Source organism: uncultured Porphyromonas sp. (assembly GCF_905372525.1).
Classification (GTDB): Bacteria; Bacteroidota; Bacteroidia; order Bacteroidales; family Porphyromonadaceae; genus Porphyromonas.
Genome location: NZ_CAJPPN010000020.1, coordinates 22,774 through 41,789, shown reverse-complemented (window position 1 = coordinate 41,789; position 19,016 = coordinate 22,774). Strand labels below are relative to the sequence as shown.

At 57.4% G+C, this 19,016-nt stretch carries 15 protein-coding genes; 1 reads left to right on the top strand and 14 read right to left on the bottom strand.

The window, feature by feature from the left end:
- Nucleotides 1–950 precede the first annotated feature (950 nt).
- The 14 genes from QZ170_RS05205 to QZ170_RS05140 all read right to left on the bottom strand — a co-directional run bounded on the left by QZ170_RS05205 (nucleotide 951) and on the right by QZ170_RS05140 (nucleotide 17,682).
- Nucleotides 951–3,293, bottom strand: coding sequence for a penicillin-binding protein (locus QZ170_RS05205; RefSeq protein WP_297178150.1), 2,343 nt, complete (start codon nucleotides 3,291–3,293; stop codon nucleotides 951–953).
- Nucleotides 3,294–3,317: 24 nt separating this feature from the next.
- The gene (locus QZ170_RS05200) at nucleotides 3,318–3,782 is read right to left on the bottom strand and encodes an FtsL-like putative cell division protein (protein WP_297178147.1); all 465 of its coding nucleotides are present in this window, start codon (nucleotides 3,780–3,782) and stop codon (nucleotides 3,318–3,320) included.
- On the bottom strand, nucleotides 3,782–4,705 hold the full coding sequence (gene rsmH / locus QZ170_RS05195; protein ID WP_297178144.1) for a 16S rRNA (cytosine(1402)-N(4))-methyltransferase RsmH: 924 nt from the start codon (nucleotides 4,703–4,705) through the stop codon (nucleotides 3,782–3,784). Before rsmH ends, QZ170_RS05200 begins: the two co-directional genes overlap by 1 nt.
- A gap of 195 nt (nucleotides 4,706–4,900) precedes the next feature.
- On the bottom strand, nucleotides 4,901–5,716 hold the full coding sequence (locus tag QZ170_RS05190; RefSeq protein ID WP_297178141.1) for a purine nucleoside phosphorylase I, inosine and guanosine-specific: 816 nt from the start codon (nucleotides 5,714–5,716) through the stop codon (nucleotides 4,901–4,903).
- 135 nt (nucleotides 5,717–5,851) lie between these two features.
- A complete protein-coding gene (locus QZ170_RS05185) occupies nucleotides 5,852–7,954 on the bottom strand; it encodes an Ig-like domain-containing protein (protein ID WP_297178139.1) in 2,103 nt (700 codons plus the stop codon).
- A 67-nt stretch (nucleotides 7,955–8,021) separates the two neighbouring features.
- Entirely contained in the window at nucleotides 8,022–9,347 is a 1,326-nt protein-coding gene (locus QZ170_RS05180) for an L-serine ammonia-lyase, iron-sulfur-dependent, subunit alpha (protein WP_297178137.1), read from the bottom strand.
- Between the two features lie 58 nt (nucleotides 9,348–9,405).
- Nucleotides 9,406–10,257 (bottom strand): 5'-nucleotidase, lipoprotein e(P4) family, encoded by an 852-nt coding sequence (locus QZ170_RS05175; RefSeq protein WP_297178134.1) that lies wholly within the window; start codon nucleotides 10,255–10,257, stop codon nucleotides 9,406–9,408.
- Between the two features lie 22 nt (nucleotides 10,258–10,279).
- Nucleotides 10,280–10,873, bottom strand: coding sequence for a thymidine kinase (locus QZ170_RS05170; RefSeq protein ID WP_297178131.1), 594 nt, complete (start codon nucleotides 10,871–10,873; stop codon nucleotides 10,280–10,282).
- 3 nt (nucleotides 10,874–10,876) lie between these two features.
- Complete coding sequence (gene tsaE / locus QZ170_RS05165) at nucleotides 10,877–11,326, bottom strand: tRNA (adenosine(37)-N6)-threonylcarbamoyltransferase complex ATPase subunit type 1 TsaE (RefSeq protein ID WP_297178129.1); 450 nt, start codon at nucleotides 11,324–11,326, stop codon at nucleotides 10,877–10,879.
- A gap of 111 nt (nucleotides 11,327–11,437) precedes the next feature.
- The gene (locus QZ170_RS05160; RefSeq protein WP_297178152.1) at nucleotides 11,438–12,310 is read right to left on the bottom strand and encodes a carbon-nitrogen hydrolase; all 873 of its coding nucleotides are present in this window, start codon (nucleotides 12,308–12,310) and stop codon (nucleotides 11,438–11,440) included.
- A gap of 95 nt (nucleotides 12,311–12,405) precedes the next feature.
- The gene (locus tag QZ170_RS05155) at nucleotides 12,406–13,473 is read right to left on the bottom strand and encodes an agmatine deiminase family protein (protein WP_297178126.1); all 1,068 of its coding nucleotides are present in this window, start codon (nucleotides 13,471–13,473) and stop codon (nucleotides 12,406–12,408) included.
- A 23-nt stretch (nucleotides 13,474–13,496) separates the two neighbouring features.
- On the bottom strand, nucleotides 13,497–14,135 hold the full coding sequence (locus QZ170_RS05150; protein WP_297178123.1) for a nicotinate-nicotinamide nucleotide adenylyltransferase: 639 nt from the start codon (nucleotides 14,133–14,135) through the stop codon (nucleotides 13,497–13,499).
- Nucleotides 14,128–15,315 (bottom strand): nicotinate phosphoribosyltransferase, encoded by a 1,188-nt coding sequence (gene pncB / locus QZ170_RS05145; RefSeq protein ID WP_297178120.1) that lies wholly within the window; start codon nucleotides 15,313–15,315, stop codon nucleotides 14,128–14,130. The genes QZ170_RS05150 and pncB overlap by 8 nt, the downstream gene beginning before the upstream one ends.
- Before the next feature lie 222 nt (nucleotides 15,316–15,537).
- A complete protein-coding gene (locus tag QZ170_RS05140) occupies nucleotides 15,538–17,682 on the bottom strand; it encodes a S46 family peptidase (RefSeq protein WP_297178118.1) in 2,145 nt (714 codons plus the stop codon).
- 726 nt (nucleotides 17,683–18,408) lie between these two features.
- Between QZ170_RS05140 and QZ170_RS05135 the strand changes: the two genes are divergently transcribed.
- Nucleotides 18,409–19,011 (top strand): master DNA invertase Mpi family serine-type recombinase, encoded by a 603-nt coding sequence (locus QZ170_RS05135; protein WP_297178115.1) that lies wholly within the window; start codon nucleotides 18,409–18,411, stop codon nucleotides 19,009–19,011.
- The last annotated feature ends 5 nt before the right edge of the window (nucleotides 19,012–19,016 follow it).

Genomic DNA, 19,016 nt, shown 5'->3' with positions numbered 1-19,016 from the left:
GGGTACACTATCGTATACACGCGTGTACACTCTTGTGTACACGTGGGTACACTATCGTATACACGCGTGTACACTCTTGTGTACACGCGTGTATACTTTTCCCTCCTAGATAGCAGGGATATGTCCACTAAGCATACATCTAGGGTACAGCTACTTCCGTATTCGGTCTATACCCCTCGGCGACTTCATGCTTGCCCTCCAGCGTATTCATGGATCTGCCCTAGGAAAGGAGGTGCAAAATAGCTAACCTTAGCTCAGCCTTCATCTCGCCGGGGAGACTGCTTCAGCATGTACACGTACGAGCATGATAGGCACATATAGGGGGGTAATGGGCATACCGAGTGGAATGTGACGAAGAGACCGGGGGTGAGGGACGGGGGTACTGAGTGAGGAGGCAACGGGTATACCGAGCGGGAGGTGACGAAGAGACCGAGGGCGAGGGACGGATATACTGAGCAGGGGGTAACGGGTATACCGAGTGGGATGAGGCGAAGAGACCGAGGGCGAGAGACGGGTATACCGAGTGGGATGTGGTGAAGAGACCGAGGGTGAGGGACGGGGATACCGAGTGGGGTGGCAAAGAGTATACCGAGTGGGGTGTGACGAGGAAACCGAACACGAGAGACGAGTATACCGAGCAGGAGGCAAAGGGTATACCGAGCGGGAGGTGACGAAGAGACCGAGAGCGAGAGATGGGTATACCGAGTGAGGGAGTAACGGGTATACCGAGTGGGATGTGACGAAGAGACCGAGGGCGAGGAGATGCTCCAACAAAAAATGCCCTCGTCACGTAGGTAAGGCGACGAGGGCGAACTTTATTCGTCCTCGACTTGGGCTGTCCCGTGCTCCTCAGTGCCTACTCGATGAACTAAGGATAGACCCTTAGCCGAAGGGGCACACTAGGGGAGGCTACCCGAGCCTCCCCACTCCTTCGGGGAGCGTATAATGGGCTAGCGAGCGAAGCCCAGCTGTAGAGTTACCTCCGTCCCCCGACGTGCAGGGCTACCCGAGGGGATAGACTGCGAGAGGACGTTGCCCGCACCTATGAGACGTGGGGTATAGCCCATCTTGCGCAGGAGATAGCAGGCATCCATAGCACTCATCCCCACGACTGCGGGGATCCGCCCAAGGCTCTGTGTGTAGGAGCGGACGTGCATCGCAGTATCGATCTGGATATAGCTCCCCGTACTCTTGGTAATCTGTGGCGTGGGGAGTCCTAGCTGAGAGAGAAGCGAGATGAGGGTCGTAGCCCTACCCGAGGCGATGGGGCGAGCATAGGCCGAGGGGTGGCGAGAGGTAGGGAGGGAGTCTATCGGTATAGGTGCCTCTAGCGCCAGCAGGCTCTCCGCTATCCTACGTATGATCGGTGCCGCCATCACCCCACCACCTGCACTATACTGGCTGGAGGGCTTGCGGATAACAGCGATACAGGAGTACTTGGGAGCCTCAGAGGGGAAATAGGCGCAGAAGGAGACCTGATGACGCACATGCCCCGTGGAGTCTCGGTAGCCCCCTCGACCCGAGGAGAGCTGTGCCGTACCGCTCTTGCCACTGATAGCGACGAAGGAGGAGCGTGCCTTCTTCCCCGTCCCCTCGGTGACTACCCTTCGGAGCATTTCCTGGATCTCACGAAGCGTCTCTGGCTTACAGATCTGTTCGCGGACGACTGTGGGCTCAAAGGTCTTGAGGATCGCATCCCGCTGACGGATCTCGGTGACGAAGTACGGGCGCATGTAGCGTCCCCCATTGGCGATCGCATTGAAGAAAGCCAGCGTATAGATCGGGGGGATCTGGGTCTCGTAGCCATAGGACATCCAGGGAAGTGTGGTAGCCGACCAACGGTCTGGGTTATCCGAGCGCTTACGGATACGGGCACGAGCATAGCCGTCGATCTCGAGCTTGAGGTCCTCCCCGAAGCCTAAGTCACGGATCTTCTGTACGTAGTCGTCGGGGCGATGGGCATAGCCACGATAGATGATCTTAGCTACGCCCACATTGCTGGAGTTCACGATCGTCTGAGCTACAGATAGGCGTCCATAGCCCCCATGATGAGCGTTGTGGTCTCGCACCGTGGAGCCCCCGACCTTCCACAGGCCATTGCCGACATCGATCGTATCGTTGGGCTGGACGACACCATCATCGAGAGCAACCATCATCGAGGCGACCTTGAAGGTAGACCCTGGTTCGCTCATATCTGCTACAGCCATATTGGTCGTCTCACCATAGCCCCCCGAGGGCATACGCTGTAGGTTGGAGATCGCCACTACCTTGCCCGTCGGCACCTCCATCAGGACGACCGTCCCGCTCTCGGCCTCGAGCTTAGAGAGCTGCTCCCTCAGGTTACGCTCCACGATACTCTGGATATTCATATCGATCGTGGTATAGATGCTGGCACCCTCTACAGCGGGCTCGGTGACGATACTCTCGTAGCGCCCAGCGTTGTAGAAGCGTACGCCATGCCCTATCTTGCCTCGCAGGTAGCTATTATAGCTCTTCTCGATACCACTACGGCCATCGGTGAGCCCATCCTTGTTGGATACCGAGTAGAGCTGTCCGATGGTACGATAGGCCAGCGACCCATAGGGATAGATACGCTTGGTACGATCCTCTCGGATAAGGAGCTTGCTGAAGAGGCTCTCTCGGAAGCGACCACGACGAGTGGGGATAGGAGCAAAGGGGGCAGAGCTCTGCATCCCCTGGAGCTGCATGTAGGAGAGGTCTAGGCTGACGACGGCACAGTGTCTATCCTTGCGCTTGAAGCCCTTGCGCCAGTGTTCCTTGAGCATAGCTCTGGATAGGCCATGCTTGCCTAGGTCGTATACGCTATCGACGAGGGAGGCTAGATCCTCTAGCCCCTGGTCAAACTCCCGCTGGAGCTCTAGTACCCGAGCCCTCTGGAGGGAGTCCTTGGACGTCTGCCCCTTGGGAGGGAGCGGACGGTGAAGAGGGGCAAGTACCTGAGCATTGAGGTCAAGGAAGAGACGGTAGTAAGGGGAGGTGATCGCTACGGGATGCCCCTCTCGGTCATGGATCGTACCTCGCAGCGGGGTCTCGGTGATCGCCCTAGGGGGGTTAATCACCCGAGCCATCTCACGGTAGACAGCCCCATCTGCACTGAAGATGAAGAGGACAATACGTACTACGACGAGGAGCATAATCACGGCGAAGAGAGCCATGACATAGGGATAGCGGTCCTCGGTCAGTCGCTTCCATTCCTCTCCACGTCTTTGTCTAGATAGCACCCCCATGAAGAGGACGGAGAGTGCCCTGAGGATCTTTCTTAGCCTATTCATTCAGTCATCCATATAGAGGGGGCGCTACTTCTCCGGTGTAGGGAGCGCATACTGCCCCGTGTCAAGGAGTAGATAGGGAGGCTGGGTGGCGGGGACGAGGGGTAGATGGTACTCCCCTACTCGATCTAGGATATTGCCGATACGCTCGTACTCGATACGCTCGGCAGAGATGAAGAGCGACTTGTAGCGTATATCTCGTAGCTTCATCTCAAGTGATGTGACCTCACGTAGGTTGAGGACATACACATAGGGCCAGGCAATACTCACGAGGCCACAGATGATCACGAAGACCATAAAGAGCCAGTTGCGTCTCAGCCAAGGAGTATTGAGGAAGTCCTCCTCCCAGCCCTCGAAGAGCGACTGCTCTTCATCCTCATCCTCCGGGCTCTGCATCCTTGGCTCTCCCTGTGGGAGCTCGTCCGAGAGAGGGTGATTGACCTCCTCTGACTCTGTATATGGTGTGGGGGTGTCCATTCCTTGTACAGTCATTATAGTAGCTCGGCGATACGTAGCTTAGCACTGCGGGAGCGGGGATTGGTAGCCTGCTCCTCGGGGCTAGGTGTGATGGGTCTACGGGTCACGAGACGCCACGAGGCACGTCCAGCCCCATAGATCTGTGCCTCTGATGGGGAAGTCTCCTCGGCACTGCGCAGGAAGTTCTTCACGATACGATCCTCCAGCGAATGGTAGGTCATCACGACGAGCCGCCCTCCGGGTCTGAGGACACGCCGACTAGCCTCTAGGAATTCCTCTAGCGCCGTGAGCTCCTCATTCACCTCTATGCGTAGGGCTTGGAAGATACATGAGAGCTGCTTCTTCTCTTGGTCGGGACGTACTGCAGGGCGCACCGCAGAGATGAGGTCTCCTACTGTCGAGAGGGGACGTAGGCTACGAGCCTGTACAATGAGCTGTGCCAGCCTACGGCTTTGCTTGAGCTCCCCGTAGCGATAGAGGATATCAGCTAGCGCTGCTTCCTCATACTCGTTCAGTATATCACGGGCAGACCGACCCTCGCGATTATTCATACGCATATCCAGCAGAGGGGACTCCGCTCTGAAGCTAAAGCCCCGCTCTAGGTCATCGAAGTGGTGGGAGGAGACCCCCAGATCTGCCAAGATAGCATCCACACGCCCGAGACAACCATAGTAGTCCATGAAGCGATCCAGATAGCGAAAGTTACTTGCGATGAAGGTGAAGTGCTCGCCCTCCTCGGCACGAAGGGCTGCGTCGGGATCTTGGTCAAACGAATAGAGATGTCCCTCCCCTCTGAGGTGGCTTAGGATCGCACGGGAGTGTCCTCCGCCACCAAAGGTCACATCTACATAGATACCCTGCTCTGTGAGGCACATGCCCTCTAAGCATTCCTCGAGGAGGACAGGTACATGATAGTCTTCTGCTCGTACTATACTCATCTAAAATCTATTATCCTAGCAAAGATACGTAATATAGCCTATATCACCGATAGCAGCATAGATACCTACTAGAGCGAGATAGCCCCACTCTCCCATCCCGACGATATGATACGTAGGGGTGGAGGAGTGGGGCTATCTCGCTCCGCTCTACTTAGGGAGCACCATTCCACGGGGGATGGGACTATCTAATCCGTCCTAGATCTGGCGCAGGAGCTCGCTGAAGATGCGTCCCATACGGTCGGAGGCGGCATTAGCGGCACGGATCACATCGTCGCCGTCATTGACGAAGTCGTCATCGAAGTGCCACCCTTCGTTCGTGATCACCGACATACCGAAGACACGGATACCAGCATGGCGAGCTACGATCACCTCGGGTACGGTACTCATACCGATGGCATCACCACCTGAGCGTGCCCAGTAGTTGTACTCTGCTGGGGTCTCATACGAAGGCCCTGTAAGGCCGACGTAGACACCCTCCTGCACATGGATACCGAGCTCCTGAGCGATAGCCTTAGCCTTCGTGATGAAATCTCTATCGTAGGGGCGGGTCATGTCGGGGAAGCGTGGGCCGAACATCTCCATATTGGGCCCGATGAGTGGGTTGGGGAGGTTATTGATATGGTCTCGGATGATCATCAGATCCCCTACTCGGAAGGTCTGATTGATCCCCCCGGCAGCGTTCGACACTAGGAGGTTCTCGATCCCTAGGAGCTTCATCACCCGTACGGGGAAGGTCACCTGCTCCATAGGGTAGCCCTCGTAGTAGTGGAAGCGTCCCTGCATGCAGAGTACGGGTACACCGGAGAGCGTGCCTGCGATGAGGTTCCCCTTGTGCCCTATCGCAGTGGAGTGTGGGAAGTGTGGGATCTGGGTGTAGGGGATGACCGTCGGCTCCTGGAGCATCTCCCCGAGTCTGCCGAGACCACTACCGAGGATGATAGCGGTACGGATATCCTTAGGTAGGCGTGAGGCGAGGTAGTTAGCTGCCTCGTGATAATGTTGTTCGAGCATTGCTGAGTAGTCTTACTGATGGTTGCTAATGTCTATTGCCTGAAGAGCATAGCAAATATAACAATAATCAGGCAAGGGGAAGGGATGGGGTGAGCCTTGGCTCCAGGGGGACTGCTTGATGCCTCTAGGCTGTCGCTACTTCTTGCGCCCCCAGCGCTTGTAGTATTCGATGTTCTTATCCTCCCGCTTCTTCTTGGCTTCATCGGGCTTCACCTTGCGTAGGGCTTCGGGCTTGGAGAGGAAGGGCGAGGTCGCATATACCTCCCACTTCTCTTCCGAAGTAAAGCCCTTCTTTATGGTGAAGGTCTGTGGACAGTAGTACACGGGCTCTGGATCTCGGCTGGGATAATCTCCCGGGGTGAAGGCTCCATTAGCATCCTCATCCAGAATAAGTCGTAGGTAGTACTCCCCGGGCTTGAGGTCTCGGAAGGTCACTTGGCAGGTCTCCAGCGCCTTGGTGGGGAGCGTATCCCCCTTCGCTAGGCTATTAGGGAGCGGAGGACTCATAGACCCTCGAGGGCTTGAGGGGAGGCTATCCCCCTTTGCTCGCTGCTTCTGCTGCTGGATCAAGCCCTGAAGCATCGGGTCTTCCTCTGGTCTAGGAGTAGCTAGGGTGTCCGTCCCCTTCTTAGTGCCTGTGGAAGCAGTTATGGGGTGGGCTAGCTGTGTGGCTAGTACGAGATCGCCCTTGTCGAGGAGCTCTACGAGGGCATGTTCCTTGACACCATGGAGCGTCACGGTGAGGTGCCCGAGCTCTGCCTCGGCCTCTGTCGCCTGAGTGAAGGCGACCGAGTCTGAGGCTACCCCATAGAGGTCTCGTAGGGCTGCCGAGTCTATCTTGACCTGGTACTTATCCCCATAGCTACGAGCGAAGAGGAGCTGATAGCGCAGGCGATCAAGGCTATCCTGCTGTAGGGTGAAGGGGTGCTTCGTCGTAGTAGAGTCTCGGGTCACCTCTAGGTGGATGGTCTCCTGAGGTAGAGCCACGAGGGGACGTGTCACGGTGAGGATCAAGCTGTCCCCTGGGGTACCTGCCATCAGCCCCTTTGCACCAGAGAAGGTAAGCTGTAGGGGGGACTTCTTCTCCTCCTTGCTCTTCTTTCGCTCCCTCACCTTTGGGCGCAGGAAGGTCAATGTGTCCGTACGCTCCTCGATGCGAAAGAGGGAATCCGTTCGCTGGTAGGTCACCGTAAAGCGTACCGAGTCCTGAGCGATCAAGGCGGGATCTCGTAGCCAGTAGTCTACAGCCCGTCCTCGGGCAGTCGCCCAGTAGATTAGGCTATCGGATGTATGAGGGCGGTCGAGCGATCGTAGGCGGGGGATACGCCGAGGCTCCGTGAGGAACTCTAGCCGACAGATCAGGCTATCGGGGCGACTATGTCGCTCCAGCCCCTGGCGCTCTACGACGGGGACAGAGTACCTCAGCGAGATATTGTCGGGGTAGTAGAAGGTATAGGGATAGGACACGAGTGAGTCCCGATGCAGTGTATCACGTCTGACGATGGAGTCAATGCGTATCGTATCGGTGCGGACACTGTCCCGTAGGGTGGTACGGTAGTCTGTATGGTCAAAGGCAAGCCCCTCGCTCCGCTCGTTGTACTTGTAGTTGCGGTCATTATCCTTGAGGGCAAAGACTCGGTAGGTCGTGTCAGGTAGGCCACGTAGGGTAAACCGTCCCATTCGGTTCGTCCTAGAGACGTAGGGGAAGAGCTCACGCCTCAGGGTACTATCCGTAAGCGTAGAGGCTGTATGAGCCCCTACGAGCAGGTCTGCAATAGGCTCATAGGTCAGAGCATCTACGATCTGCCCCGAGAGCTGCATGGAGTCTATATGATCCCCCGTGGAGATGAGATAGCCGAAGTCCTCTAGGGGATTGTCCTCATTATTGTCCTGGATAGCATCTCCGAAGTAGAAGCTATAGGTCGTATTCTTCCTCAGACTATCCTCGAGGATGATCACGACGCTCTTTCCATTAGCTGTAATGCGGGGGGGCTGGATCTGGGCGGGTGAGACAATGATTTTATCCTGCTCAGAGGAGAGCTTGACGTACTCGTCGAAGCGGAGGACGAAGCGACGCTCCTTCACCCCAGTAGCATGTGGCTGAGGATGGGCACTGACGAGCCGAGGGGGCTCGGTATCGTAGGGTCCCCCCTCGGGAGAGCCTTGGTTGGCACATCCCCAGAGAGCTAGGGAGCAGAGGAGGAATGAGAGCGCGAAGTGTAGCGTCCTATTTGTCATCGATCGAGTAGTCTTAGTCGTATTCTAATGTTGGGTATGGAGACTTTCCCAAGCCCCAGAGCTGGGGCTAGCCATGCCGTCCCTTGCTGGTCATGATCTTCAGTACCTTGAGGTCGGTCTCAGCCATACCATTGCGTCCGAGGTCGGCGAGGTTGCGGATGCAGCAGTCTATATCCTCCTCGACGATCCCCTCGTTGGCGGTGACAGCATGTCCCTCCATCGCCAGGAGGGCAGAGATGAGGGCTGAGCTCACGCCCGTAGAGGCCTTCAGGCTGCAGCTCGGCTTGGCTCCGTCACAGATCATCCCGGAGACGTTGCCGATCATATTCTTGACAGCGCCTATGGACTGCTCCTTCGTCCCGCCGAGCAGATAGGTCAGAGCGCAGGCCGTCCCCGTACCAGAGACGACCATACCACAGAGGCAGGAGAGGCGACCGAGCTGCTGCTTGATATACACCACGAGCAGGCTACTCATCATGATGGCACGGGTCGTCGTCTCCTCGTCCTTCCCCTGGCGCTGAGCGAAGGTCAGCACGGGGAGCATCGAGGAGATCCCCTGATTGCCACTCCCCGAGTTGCTCATCACGGTGATAGGAGCTCCATCCATACGGGCATCGCAGGCCAGGCTCGTGGAGGCGAGCATCTGTGTGAGTGGGGTATCCCCGAAGAACTGTAGTCCGAGGTCACTGTGGAGCATCTTGCCCAGAGCATGTCCATAGTTATGAGTCAGGGAGAAGTCACTCGCACGCTTGTTCTGTAGGGCTGCCTCGTAGATGAAGTGGATGTCCTCTAGGGGGGCGGTGAGGGCATACTCGTAGACGAGGTCAAAGGTGAGCTGGATGTCAGGCTCCTGCTCGGCCGTGGCCTCCTCGGAGCAGCCACAGGGGGATGTCTTGACCTCGAAGCGATCGAGGCAGGAGGCCCCATCCAGCGAGAGCGCGGAGAGCCCCGTATGGGTCTTCTCTAGGACGGAGCGGGCCACGTGCCCAGCTTCGTCGGTGAGGATAACCTCGACGTAGAGCTTGTCTACGTCACCCTCCTTGAGCTGGACAGAGATCAGCTCCTCAGAGACAAGTTGCTTAGCCCTAGCTAGCTCCTCATCGGAGAAGGTATCGAGGAGCTCCAACTGCTTCTCTGGAGTAGCTAGGACGATCCCTAAGGCGATCGCTATAGGGATGCCAAACATCCCTGTACCAGGGATGCCGACGCCCATAGCGTTCTTGAGCATATTCGTGCTCAGTAGTACCTCGGCTGTCCGTACGGAGCCGGGGAGGATGGCCGCAGCATAGGCGACGGTGAGGGCTACAGCAGCAGGCTCTGTACAGCCTGTGGCGGGGACGACCTCCCGATGGATGAGGCGGCCGATCTGTTCGTATTGACGTGTAGTTAGCATGGGAGCGGGACTTTAGGTGTGTATAGTATCGTGTAGTGACTGAATGCTTGTCTTGGGACTATCGGTGGGAGCGAAGGAGGGTACGTAGCTTGGCATCCTTCTCCTGAAGTGGAGGGTAGCCTCCGTTCATCGCTGGCTCCCAGGTGCCGTAGTTGGGATTGGGTAGGACGATGAAGCGTCGGCCGAACTCCTGGGCAAAGGTCTTGACCCCCTCATCCCGCTTCGCCTCGTCACGTACGTCGAAGAGGTGATCGAAGTCCCCGAGATTGTCTCCTAGGAGCATCAGGATCTCATGTGTGCGGAGGACGGCATTGCGCCGAGCTGTCTTATCCGACTGTCGGGAGGCATCACGGAACATGAAGTGCTCCTCATCCACCTGGGGGAAGCCTAGGGCGATGAGGTTGCGCTTCGTACCTGGCTTATTGATCTCATCACGATTGGAGATATAGTAGATCGATACCCCGAGGGAGTCTGCTAGACGGAAGAACTCCACAGCACCGGAGAGGGCTACGGCCTCACCGAGGTCACACCAGTGATCCCACGAGGCCTGCTCATAGTCCTTACCCTCGAGGGCCTGATGCACGGAGTTGGCACTATTATCTACGATAGTCTCGTCTATGTCGGTGACGATCGCCCACTTCTTCCCCCTATTACGTGGGTCAGAGGTGGCAGCTAGGAGACGTTCGGTAGCGATGTTGTAGGCCTGCTGACAGAGCGCCTTGTACTCTGCTGAGTGCTGCATCCAGGCCGAGGAGAAGAGCTTCCCCCCTAGGGTGGGGCTCATGTACTGTCCCCGCTGTGCATGCTCTATCGTCGTACGTTGCCCTACAGAGATACTGCAGCTAGGCAGGAGGGAAAGGCTGAGAGAGAGAGCAGCAGAGGTGGCTAGGAGTGTCCAGGGTGATTTCATATCTTCTGTCTATAGTAGAGATTTATTTGTCGTCGGTAGCGTGTAGGTGCTTGAGGTAGCAGGTACGGCATAGGGGGCTGTACTCGGTGGCTTCGCCGAGCATCACCTGTTGCTCTCCCAGCACGAGGCGGTAGGAGTAGTTGGCCCAGTGCCCACACTCCACACAGATAGCGTGGAGCTTGTCTACCGAGTCGGCGATGGCACAGAGATCGGCCATAGGACCGAAGGGCTTGCGTCTGAAGTCCAGATCCAGCCCTGCGATGATGACACGTATGCCTTGGTCAGCTAGAGCCTCCACGACCTCGGGGAGGTGATTGTCTAGGAACTGCGCCTCATCAATCCCGACGACATCTACGTCGGAGCCAAGGAGGAGGATATTCGACGAATGGTCTACGGGGGTAGAGGGGATCTTATTCTGGTCGTGGGAGACGACTTGTACCTCGTCATAGCGGGTATCTAGGCTTGGCTTGAAGATCTCTACCTCGAGCCCTGCGATCTGGGCGCGGCGTAGGCGACGCAGGAGCTCCTCCGTCTTGCCACTGAACATCGAGCCACAGATCACCTCTATGCTCCCCCGCTGGCGTGTCCGCCCTGTCTCGAAGAGGTTGTAGTACATACGCTAGTCCTCCCCTCGTCTATAGCGTGCGGTGAGCCTGCGGGCTCCCCCCTCGAGCTCCTCGAGCGTCACGCTCACGGTGTCGGCGGGTAGTATATCACGGATGACCTCGGGCCACTCGATGAGGCATAGGGCGCCACTCTGTAGGTAGTCCTCCGCCCCTAGGCTGAGGGCATCTGAGAGCTGCTCTAGGCGGTAGCAGTCGAAGTGGTAGATAAGCTCCCCCGAGGGCTCCGCTCGATACTCATTGATGATCGAGAAGGTCGGGCTATTGATCACGTCCGTGACCCCGAGCTCCTCACATAGAGCCTTGATGAAGGTCGTCTTCCCTGTGCCCATAGGGGCATAGAAGGCGAAGACATCCCCCCAAGGGAGCACCTCCTGGACGAACTGCCGTACGACCCCGGGCAGAGCTCCCAGCTCGGGGAGCAGATATACTGTCTCTGTTTCCATTAGCTTCTCTTCTAGCTCGTACACGGATCTCCCGTGTGGGAGGTCGTCTACTGCCTACAAATTTATAACAATAGCTTCACAAGACTAAACGCAGGCCTCACCACGATCTATCTAACGGCGATAGCGCTTGGTGAGGTCAGAGAAGGCGTCGATACGCCGATCCCGCAGGAAGGGCCACCAGCGACGTACCCGCTCGCTACGTGCGAGGTCAATCTCGACGACACAGGTCGCCTCACGCTGGTCAAGCTCTACGAGCAGCTCCCCCTGAGGGCCTGCGACGAAGCTCCGTCCCCAGAAGGTGATCCCACCGGTCTGCCCCGACGGGTCGGCCTCGTGTCCGACACGGTTCACCGTGACGACAGGTAGGCCGTTGGCTACAGCATGCCCACGCTGTACGAGCTGCCAAGCGTCGCTCTGTCGTGTCTGCTCGCCCGAGGCATCACTGCTCTCCCACCCGATCGCCGTCGGATAGATGAGGAGCTCAGCCCCCGATAGCGCCATGAGGCGTGCAGCCTCGGGGTACCACTGATCCCAGCAGACGAGCACCCCGAGGCGCCCGACTGAGGTCTCTATGGGCTCGAAGCCGAGATCTCCGGGGGTGAAGTAGAACTTCTCGTAATAGGCGGGATCATCGGGGATATGCATCTTGCGGTACATCCCTGCGATAGAGCCATCACGCTCTAGGACGACAGACGTATTGTGGTAGAGCCCTGCTGCTCGGCGCTCGAAGAGGGATAGGACGAGGACGATACCTAGCTCCCGAGCTAGCTCCCCGAACTCTCTCGTGCTCTCTCCGGGGATGCTCTCCGCCTCGTCAAAGGTATCGACATCCTCCCTCTGGCAGAAGTACAGCCCATTGTGTAGCTCCTGTAGGACGACGAGCTCGGCGCCCTCGCTAGCTACCCGACGGATAGCCTCCCGGAGGCGGCGCTTGTTGTCACTACGATCGGCGGTATTGGCCTGCTGTATGAGGCCGACCTTCAGTATTCTCTTTGCTCTCTGGCTCATTGTCGTTGTTTTATCCTTTACCCTCTATCCCTCCCTACCCTATACCGAGGGATAGGGAGGATAGAGATCTGCTATTCACGCCACTTACCCTTGTTCATGAAGCCCCGAGGGAACTGCATCGTAGCGCAGTGGAGGCTACCGTGCTGCTTGACTAGAGGACGGCAGTACACGGGGACGATCGTACGATCGGGTAGCGCCTGACGGAGGGTCTCTAGGGCGAGTTCGTCGGTCTCCACATTATATATAGGGACGAGCAGAGCTCCATTGACGAAGAGGAAGTTGGCATACGTCGCAGGCAGGCGCTCTCCCTCCTCATCGTAGATAGCAGGGGGCAGGGGTAGCTCGATCAGCTCGTAGGGCTCTCCCTCGGCGGTACGGAGCTCCTCCAGCTCTCCCCTCATCCGCCCTAGAGCTTGGTAGTGAGGGTCATTCCCGTCGGTACACCCTACATAGGCGATCTGCGTAGGCGAGAGGAAGCGAGCGAGGGTATCGATATGTCCGTCGGTGTCGTCGCCCTCTAGAGCACCATGCTCTAGGACGATCAGTCGGTCTGCCCCCAGCACCTCTCGGAGGTAACCCTGTAGGGCCTCCTCTGAGAGACCGGCATTCCTATTGGGCTCGAAGAGGACACTCGCAGTCGTCAGGAGGGTCCCCTGCCCATCGGACTCGATCCCTCCGCCCTCAAAGGTCAGGCTGAGTGCGTTCGTATAGCCCATCTCGGCGATGAACGAGCGGGAGAGGAAGAGCGCACGTGAGACGAGGTTGTCCTTGTGTGCGGGGAACTTCAGCCCCCAGGCGTTGAAGGTAAAGTCCACGATCATCGGGCGCTCTGTCCCCGCCTCGTCCCGTACGCTCAGGGAGAGAGGGGCATAGTCCCGACACCACGTATCGTTCGTATCCATCTCCATGACGAAGAGCTCGTGTCGGAGGGGCTTCGTCATCAGGAGCGTGCGTACCCGCTCGGGGTCACGAGCTAGGACGAGTAGATCCTCCCACTCTAGGATCGCGTGTGCGAGCTCAATGTAGCAGGACTCGATCTCGGGGAGCATATAGGCCCAGTCCATCGTGGCATTGGGCCAAGTGATCAGGACGAGGTCTTGCTCCGCCCATTCGGGGATGAGAGTCACATGATGTGCCATTTCCTTAGTTTCGCTTCTTTAGTTTAGTTCTTATCCAGTGCTCGTAGCTGCTCTACGAGCTCCTCCCAGAGCTCGGGGCAGGCCGTCTCGTCTCGGAGATCCTCCCCCCGTAGTGCGGCTCGGCGGATGTCTGTAGCTGAGAGCTGTATCTCTGGGGCATCCCTACAGATATATATCTCTGCCTCTAGCCCCTGAAGCAGCTCCCCGCTGATGGGATAGTCAGGACGAGGATAGACGTAGAGGCGTACCTCCCTCAGGAGCCGCTCATAGTCATACCACCGAGTGATCACCCCGAGGTTGTCCCCACCGATGAGGAGGGAGAAGGTCGTCGTGGGGTGGAGCATCCCGAGGGCACGTATCGTCCGTATGGTGTAGTGCGGCTCGGGTAGGAGCTCCTCTATAGGACAGAGGCTCAGCCTATCATCTCCCGCTATCGACTGCTGGAGGTAGTAGGCTCGCCAAGCGAAGGGCAGGGGGCGTAGCCCCTCCTTCAGTGGGTTCAGTGGACTGAGTACGAACCACAGCTCGTCACACAGCCCCCGCTCCACCATGTAGCGTGCGAGCTGTAGATGGGCACGGTGGAGGGGATTGAAGGAGCCGAAGTACAGACAGACCTGCCGTCCCCCCCTCTGCCCCCGAGGGGAGCTCCCGCCACTAGGCATTGACGGGTAGGCCTAGCGTCTCCTGTGCGAGACGGATTTCCTCTGGCTCGCCCGTGTGCTTACCTCCTACGTCACTGAGCTTGACACAGGGGTGCCAGCGCTCCTTCTCCGTCATCTTGCACTCCCATAGCTTCATCACGATATTCAGCGGGCGGACACCATTGCCTACGTCGTTGGATAGGTTGGTGCCGATACCAAAGGTCGCACCGATGCGCCCCTTGCAGTAGTCTGCGATCTCTATCGCCCGCTCGGGGTCGAGGCTATCGGAGAAGATGATATACTTGATCGTAGGATCCACCCGTAGCTCCTTGTAGCGAGCGATCGCCTTGTCGGTGAAGAGCAGGGGATCGCCGCTGTCGTGGCGGAGGCTGGTGAAGAGTAGTGCGTGCTTCTTGCTGAAGTTGCGCATGAAGACATCTGTCGTATACGTATCGGTGAGCACCGTCCCGAGGTCACCGTCGTAGACATTGATCCAGTCCTCCATAGCCATATAGTTAGCCATCTTGTAGCCAAACATAGCCCCGTGGAACTGGATCCACTCATGGGGGTGCGTCCCCGTCACCCGAAGCTGGTGCTTGTAGGCGAAGTACACGTTGCTCGTCCCATAGAAGTTCGCCCCCGAGTGCTCCTTGAGGAGCTGGGTCATCCGATCCTCCACATCAGCACTGAAGCGGCGGCGCATCCCAAACATAGAGAAGACGATCCCTGCAGCACTCATCTTGCGAGCCTTCTGGATGATTGCCTCCTCGGCATACGACATATCGGGCTGTATCCCCTTGACCTTGTAGTACAACTCGCTGATCAGTGCCAGCAGGGGGGTCTCCCAGAGGGTCACCCGGTAGAGGAGTCCCTCGGCTGTGAGGGAGAGGTGCCCCTCAGCATCCTGAGTGACCGTCACCTCATCGGGGTCGAAGCGGAAGCCCTTCACAAAGTCTATGTAGGTGGGGGGAAGGTAAGGGAGTTCACGGGAGAGGAAGGCAGCCTCATCACGGGTCAGGGCAAGCTCAGACATCTGTCTGATCTCCTCACGAAGGGCCTCGGCGAAGCCCTCAGGATAGACGGTCTTACCCCTATCGATGAAGCGGAACTGCCCGTAGGCTCGTGGATAGAGCTTGGAGTAGGCATAGCTCGTCGTGAACTTATATAAGTCAGTGTCTAGGATACTTCTAATGATCGGCATAAGTAAGTATAATTAAGTCGTGAAGGCTAGGGCTGTAGTCACCCTGCCAGCACAAAGATAGCTATTTCACCCGCACCACACTAGGCATTCGCACCCCAGAGGCAGGGCACGAAGACGAGACCTCCCCCCACGCTCATGAGCTCATGAGCGTGGGGGGAGGTCGATACGCTACCTCTAGGACAGCCTCTGTGGAGGCAGCCCCTAGGATACGGGATCAGTGCTCTAGCGTAGGGAGAGCTCCTGGATCAGGCGGGAGCACTTACCCCACTTGTCGATCGTGAAGAGTACGTAGCGGATGTCTACGACGATCGTACGCTGGAGCTGGTGCTCAAACTCGATGTCTCCACTCATCGCCTCCCAGTTGCCATCGAAGGCGAGGCCGAAGACCCGACCATTCTTGTCAAAGACGGGGCTACCGGAGTTTCCCCCCGTGATGTCGTTGCTGGAGATGAAGGCGACATGGAGCTTGCCATCCTTGTCCGCCCAACGTCCCCAGTCGCCCTTCTTGACGAGCTCTAGGAAGGAGGGGAGGATATCGAACTCTGGTGAGCCTGGTGTATACTTCTCCAGCAGACCACGTGTCGTGGTGAAGTAGTCGTACTCCACTGCGTCGGCGGGGCTGTAGCCCTTGATCGTACCGTAGCTCATACGCATCGTGAAGTTGGCATCACTAGGCATCGGCTGGTTAGGGTTCATCTCCCTACGTCCTGCGAAGTAGAGACGATTGCCACGATGTACGGGCTCTGCTAGGGGAGCCATCGTCTCCTGTAGGGGCCTGAGGATACTCCGGGTCAGCTGAGCGAGCTGGAAGGCGGGATCCTGATGGAGCACCTCGGTGAAGTCTGGACGCTGTACAGCAGCGAGTACCTTGTCCTTGTAGGGGACGATACTCTTAGCGAAGAGTGCCTTGGCATAGGCCTTGGTATCGCCTCCATACTCCTGGTCGATGAGGTCAAAGATCGGAGCGATGCGTTCACGAGGCACGCGTAGTCTCAGGACATCGAGCATAGCGGGTAGCACCTGCTCATCTAGGCTGGGGACATAGTCCTTGTAGACGTCCTCGATACCGGCACGGATCTTCTCGGATTGGCTCTGCATATCCTTGTAGGTCACATCCTTCAGCCCACTGGCTAGGGCGATGACCTCTGCCCCACCAAAGGCCTCGCTGAGGTAGATCGCCTCACGCTGTAGTCCCCCGAGCTGCTTGTAGGCAGCCTGCATCTCGTCGAGGATACCCTGGTACTGTCGGGTCTTCTTGCCTCCGGCCTTCACCCACTCCTCGAAGGCAGCCTCCTCGGCACGCTTCTGCCCGAGGACGTCGAGCTTGACGAGCGCTTGGTTCATCCCGATGGAGTTCTTCCAGTAGTTGGAGCTACGGGCATACTTAGAGGCATACTTGATACGAGTGGCTTGGTCTGCGTTCATCGCCTTGCTCCAGATAGCCTGCTTGATACCACGCACCTCGATACGGGGCTCATTCCAGTCCTTCATCCTATTCTCGATAGCGAAGGAGGGGATGTAGCGGGAGGTAGACCCGGGGAAGCCAATAGTCATCGCATAGTCGCCCTGCTGATACCCCTCAGTGGAGACCGTAGCGAAGTACTTGGGACGGTAGGGGACATTGTCCTTGCTGTAGGCGCTGGGCTGATTGTCCTTGTCTGCGTAGACACGGAAGACGGAGAAGTCCCCGGTGTGGCGTGGCCACATCCAGTTGTCCGTGTCCCCTCCGAACTTCCCGACTGAGCTCGGGGGAGCGAAGACGAGGCGCACGTCATGGAAGACGTCGTAGGTCAGGAGGTAGTACTTGTTGTTGGCGTAGTAGGGGCGTACCTCGGCCTGCTTGTAGTCGCCCTTGTACTTCTTCAGCTCAGTGACCTCTATCTGCTGACAGATCTTCTGGATCTGAGCCAAGCGGTCGAGCTCGTCCTTGGGCTTCTTGAGGCCAGCGAGCACCTGCTTCGTCACATCTGTGATCTTCGTGAGGTAGCTCACCGTGAGCCCCTCGATCGGGAGCTCCTCGGCGAAGCTCTGCGAGACGAAGCCATCACGCAGGTAGTCGTGATCCACCGAGCTCTGGGACTGGATCGCATCGAAGCCACAGTGATGGTTCGTGAAGACGAGCCCTTGGCCCGAGACGGTGACCCCGGTACAGCCACGACCGAAGATGACGACAGAGTTCGCCACACTTGGTTTGTCCAGACTATAGAGGGAGTCGATGGGGAGGCGGAAGCCCAACTCCTTCATCTGTGCGATATTCTCCTTCGTCAGTTCATTGAGGAGCCACATCCCCTTATCTGCCCTAGCCTGCGAGGCGAGCAGGAGGGCGGAGGTGGCCAGGAGTAGACCTTTCTTGAAGAATTGTTTCATCGAATATTGAGTTTAATGTGAATAGGTTGCGACAAGCATGTTCGTAAAGATACAAAATAAAGCTATTCTACTCCCTCCAGAGTCCCTCGGCGGGGTGGAGCCTAGGGCTCATACGGAGTCACCAGAGGTCGGGGACAGAGTGCCCGAGGAGCACCAGCCCAAGATAGCTGTATCTGTACCCCAGACCTAGGCTTGACCGAGTATACACAGCCTATCTAGGAGGGTCGGAGTGTACACGTGTGTATACCATTGTATACACGTGGGTACACTAGAGTGTACACGCGTGTACACAACAGCGCTCTAAGTATCATCCCAGCGGGGCTCTCCCGCAGGTACATATCTCGGGGCTAACGACTAGAGGCTAGAGGCCAAGGTGTAGGCTCCCCTAGAGGCTAAATAATCCCCCCGAGGTACCCGAGGGAGGAGCATGCCGAAGGAGGCCATACGCCCCTCCAGCGAAAGGGGCTGACTGCCGCAGTGAAATCTTCCTACCTTTGGATGGACGTATCCCCCTAGGGTCGCGTGCTCACGCAGACTCCCCCAGAGGCCTACGTCGTCCCAGGAGCCCAGATGGTGGAGCATCATCCCCTATCCACCGCACCAGAGCAAACTATAGGCGTGAGCTCCCCGAGCTCAGGATCGATAGCAGGGGACACTCCCCCACGTCACTGGATACTCTCGGTAGGCTACCCTCCCCTCCCCCAGCACACAATAAGCAGTACAACTATGATATACGGATATATACGAGTCAGTAGCGATAAGCAGACCGTAGAGAACCAACGCTTCGAGATCACCAACTTCTGCCAGAGGCAAGAGCTAGGGATCGATGATTGGATCGAGGAGACCATCAGCGGTACGAAGGCCTATAACAAGCGGGAGCTGGGTCGCCTACTACGCAAGGTCAGCAAAGGCGACATCATCATCTGCTCCGAGCTCTCTCGTCTTGGGCGCAACCTCTTCATGATCATGGAGATCCTCAACATCTGCATGACCAAGGAGTGTCGCGTCTGGACGATCAAAGACAACTACCGCCTAGGCGACGACATCCAGAGCAAAGTCCTCGCCTTTGCCTTCGGGCTCTCTGCCGAGATCGAACGCAACCTCATCAGCCAACGAACAAAGGAGGCACTAGCCCGCAAGCGTGCCGAAGGAGTGACGCTGGGGAGACCTAGAGGAAGCAGGAATACTTCTCACAAGCTCTCAGGCAAAGAAAATTATATACGAAGTGCACTGAGTAACGGAGTAAGCAAGAGCACAATATCTAAACGCTTGCACGTTAGTCGTAGCACCTTATATATCTATATCAAGGATAATCTTGTAGGAGTATAAGGGAG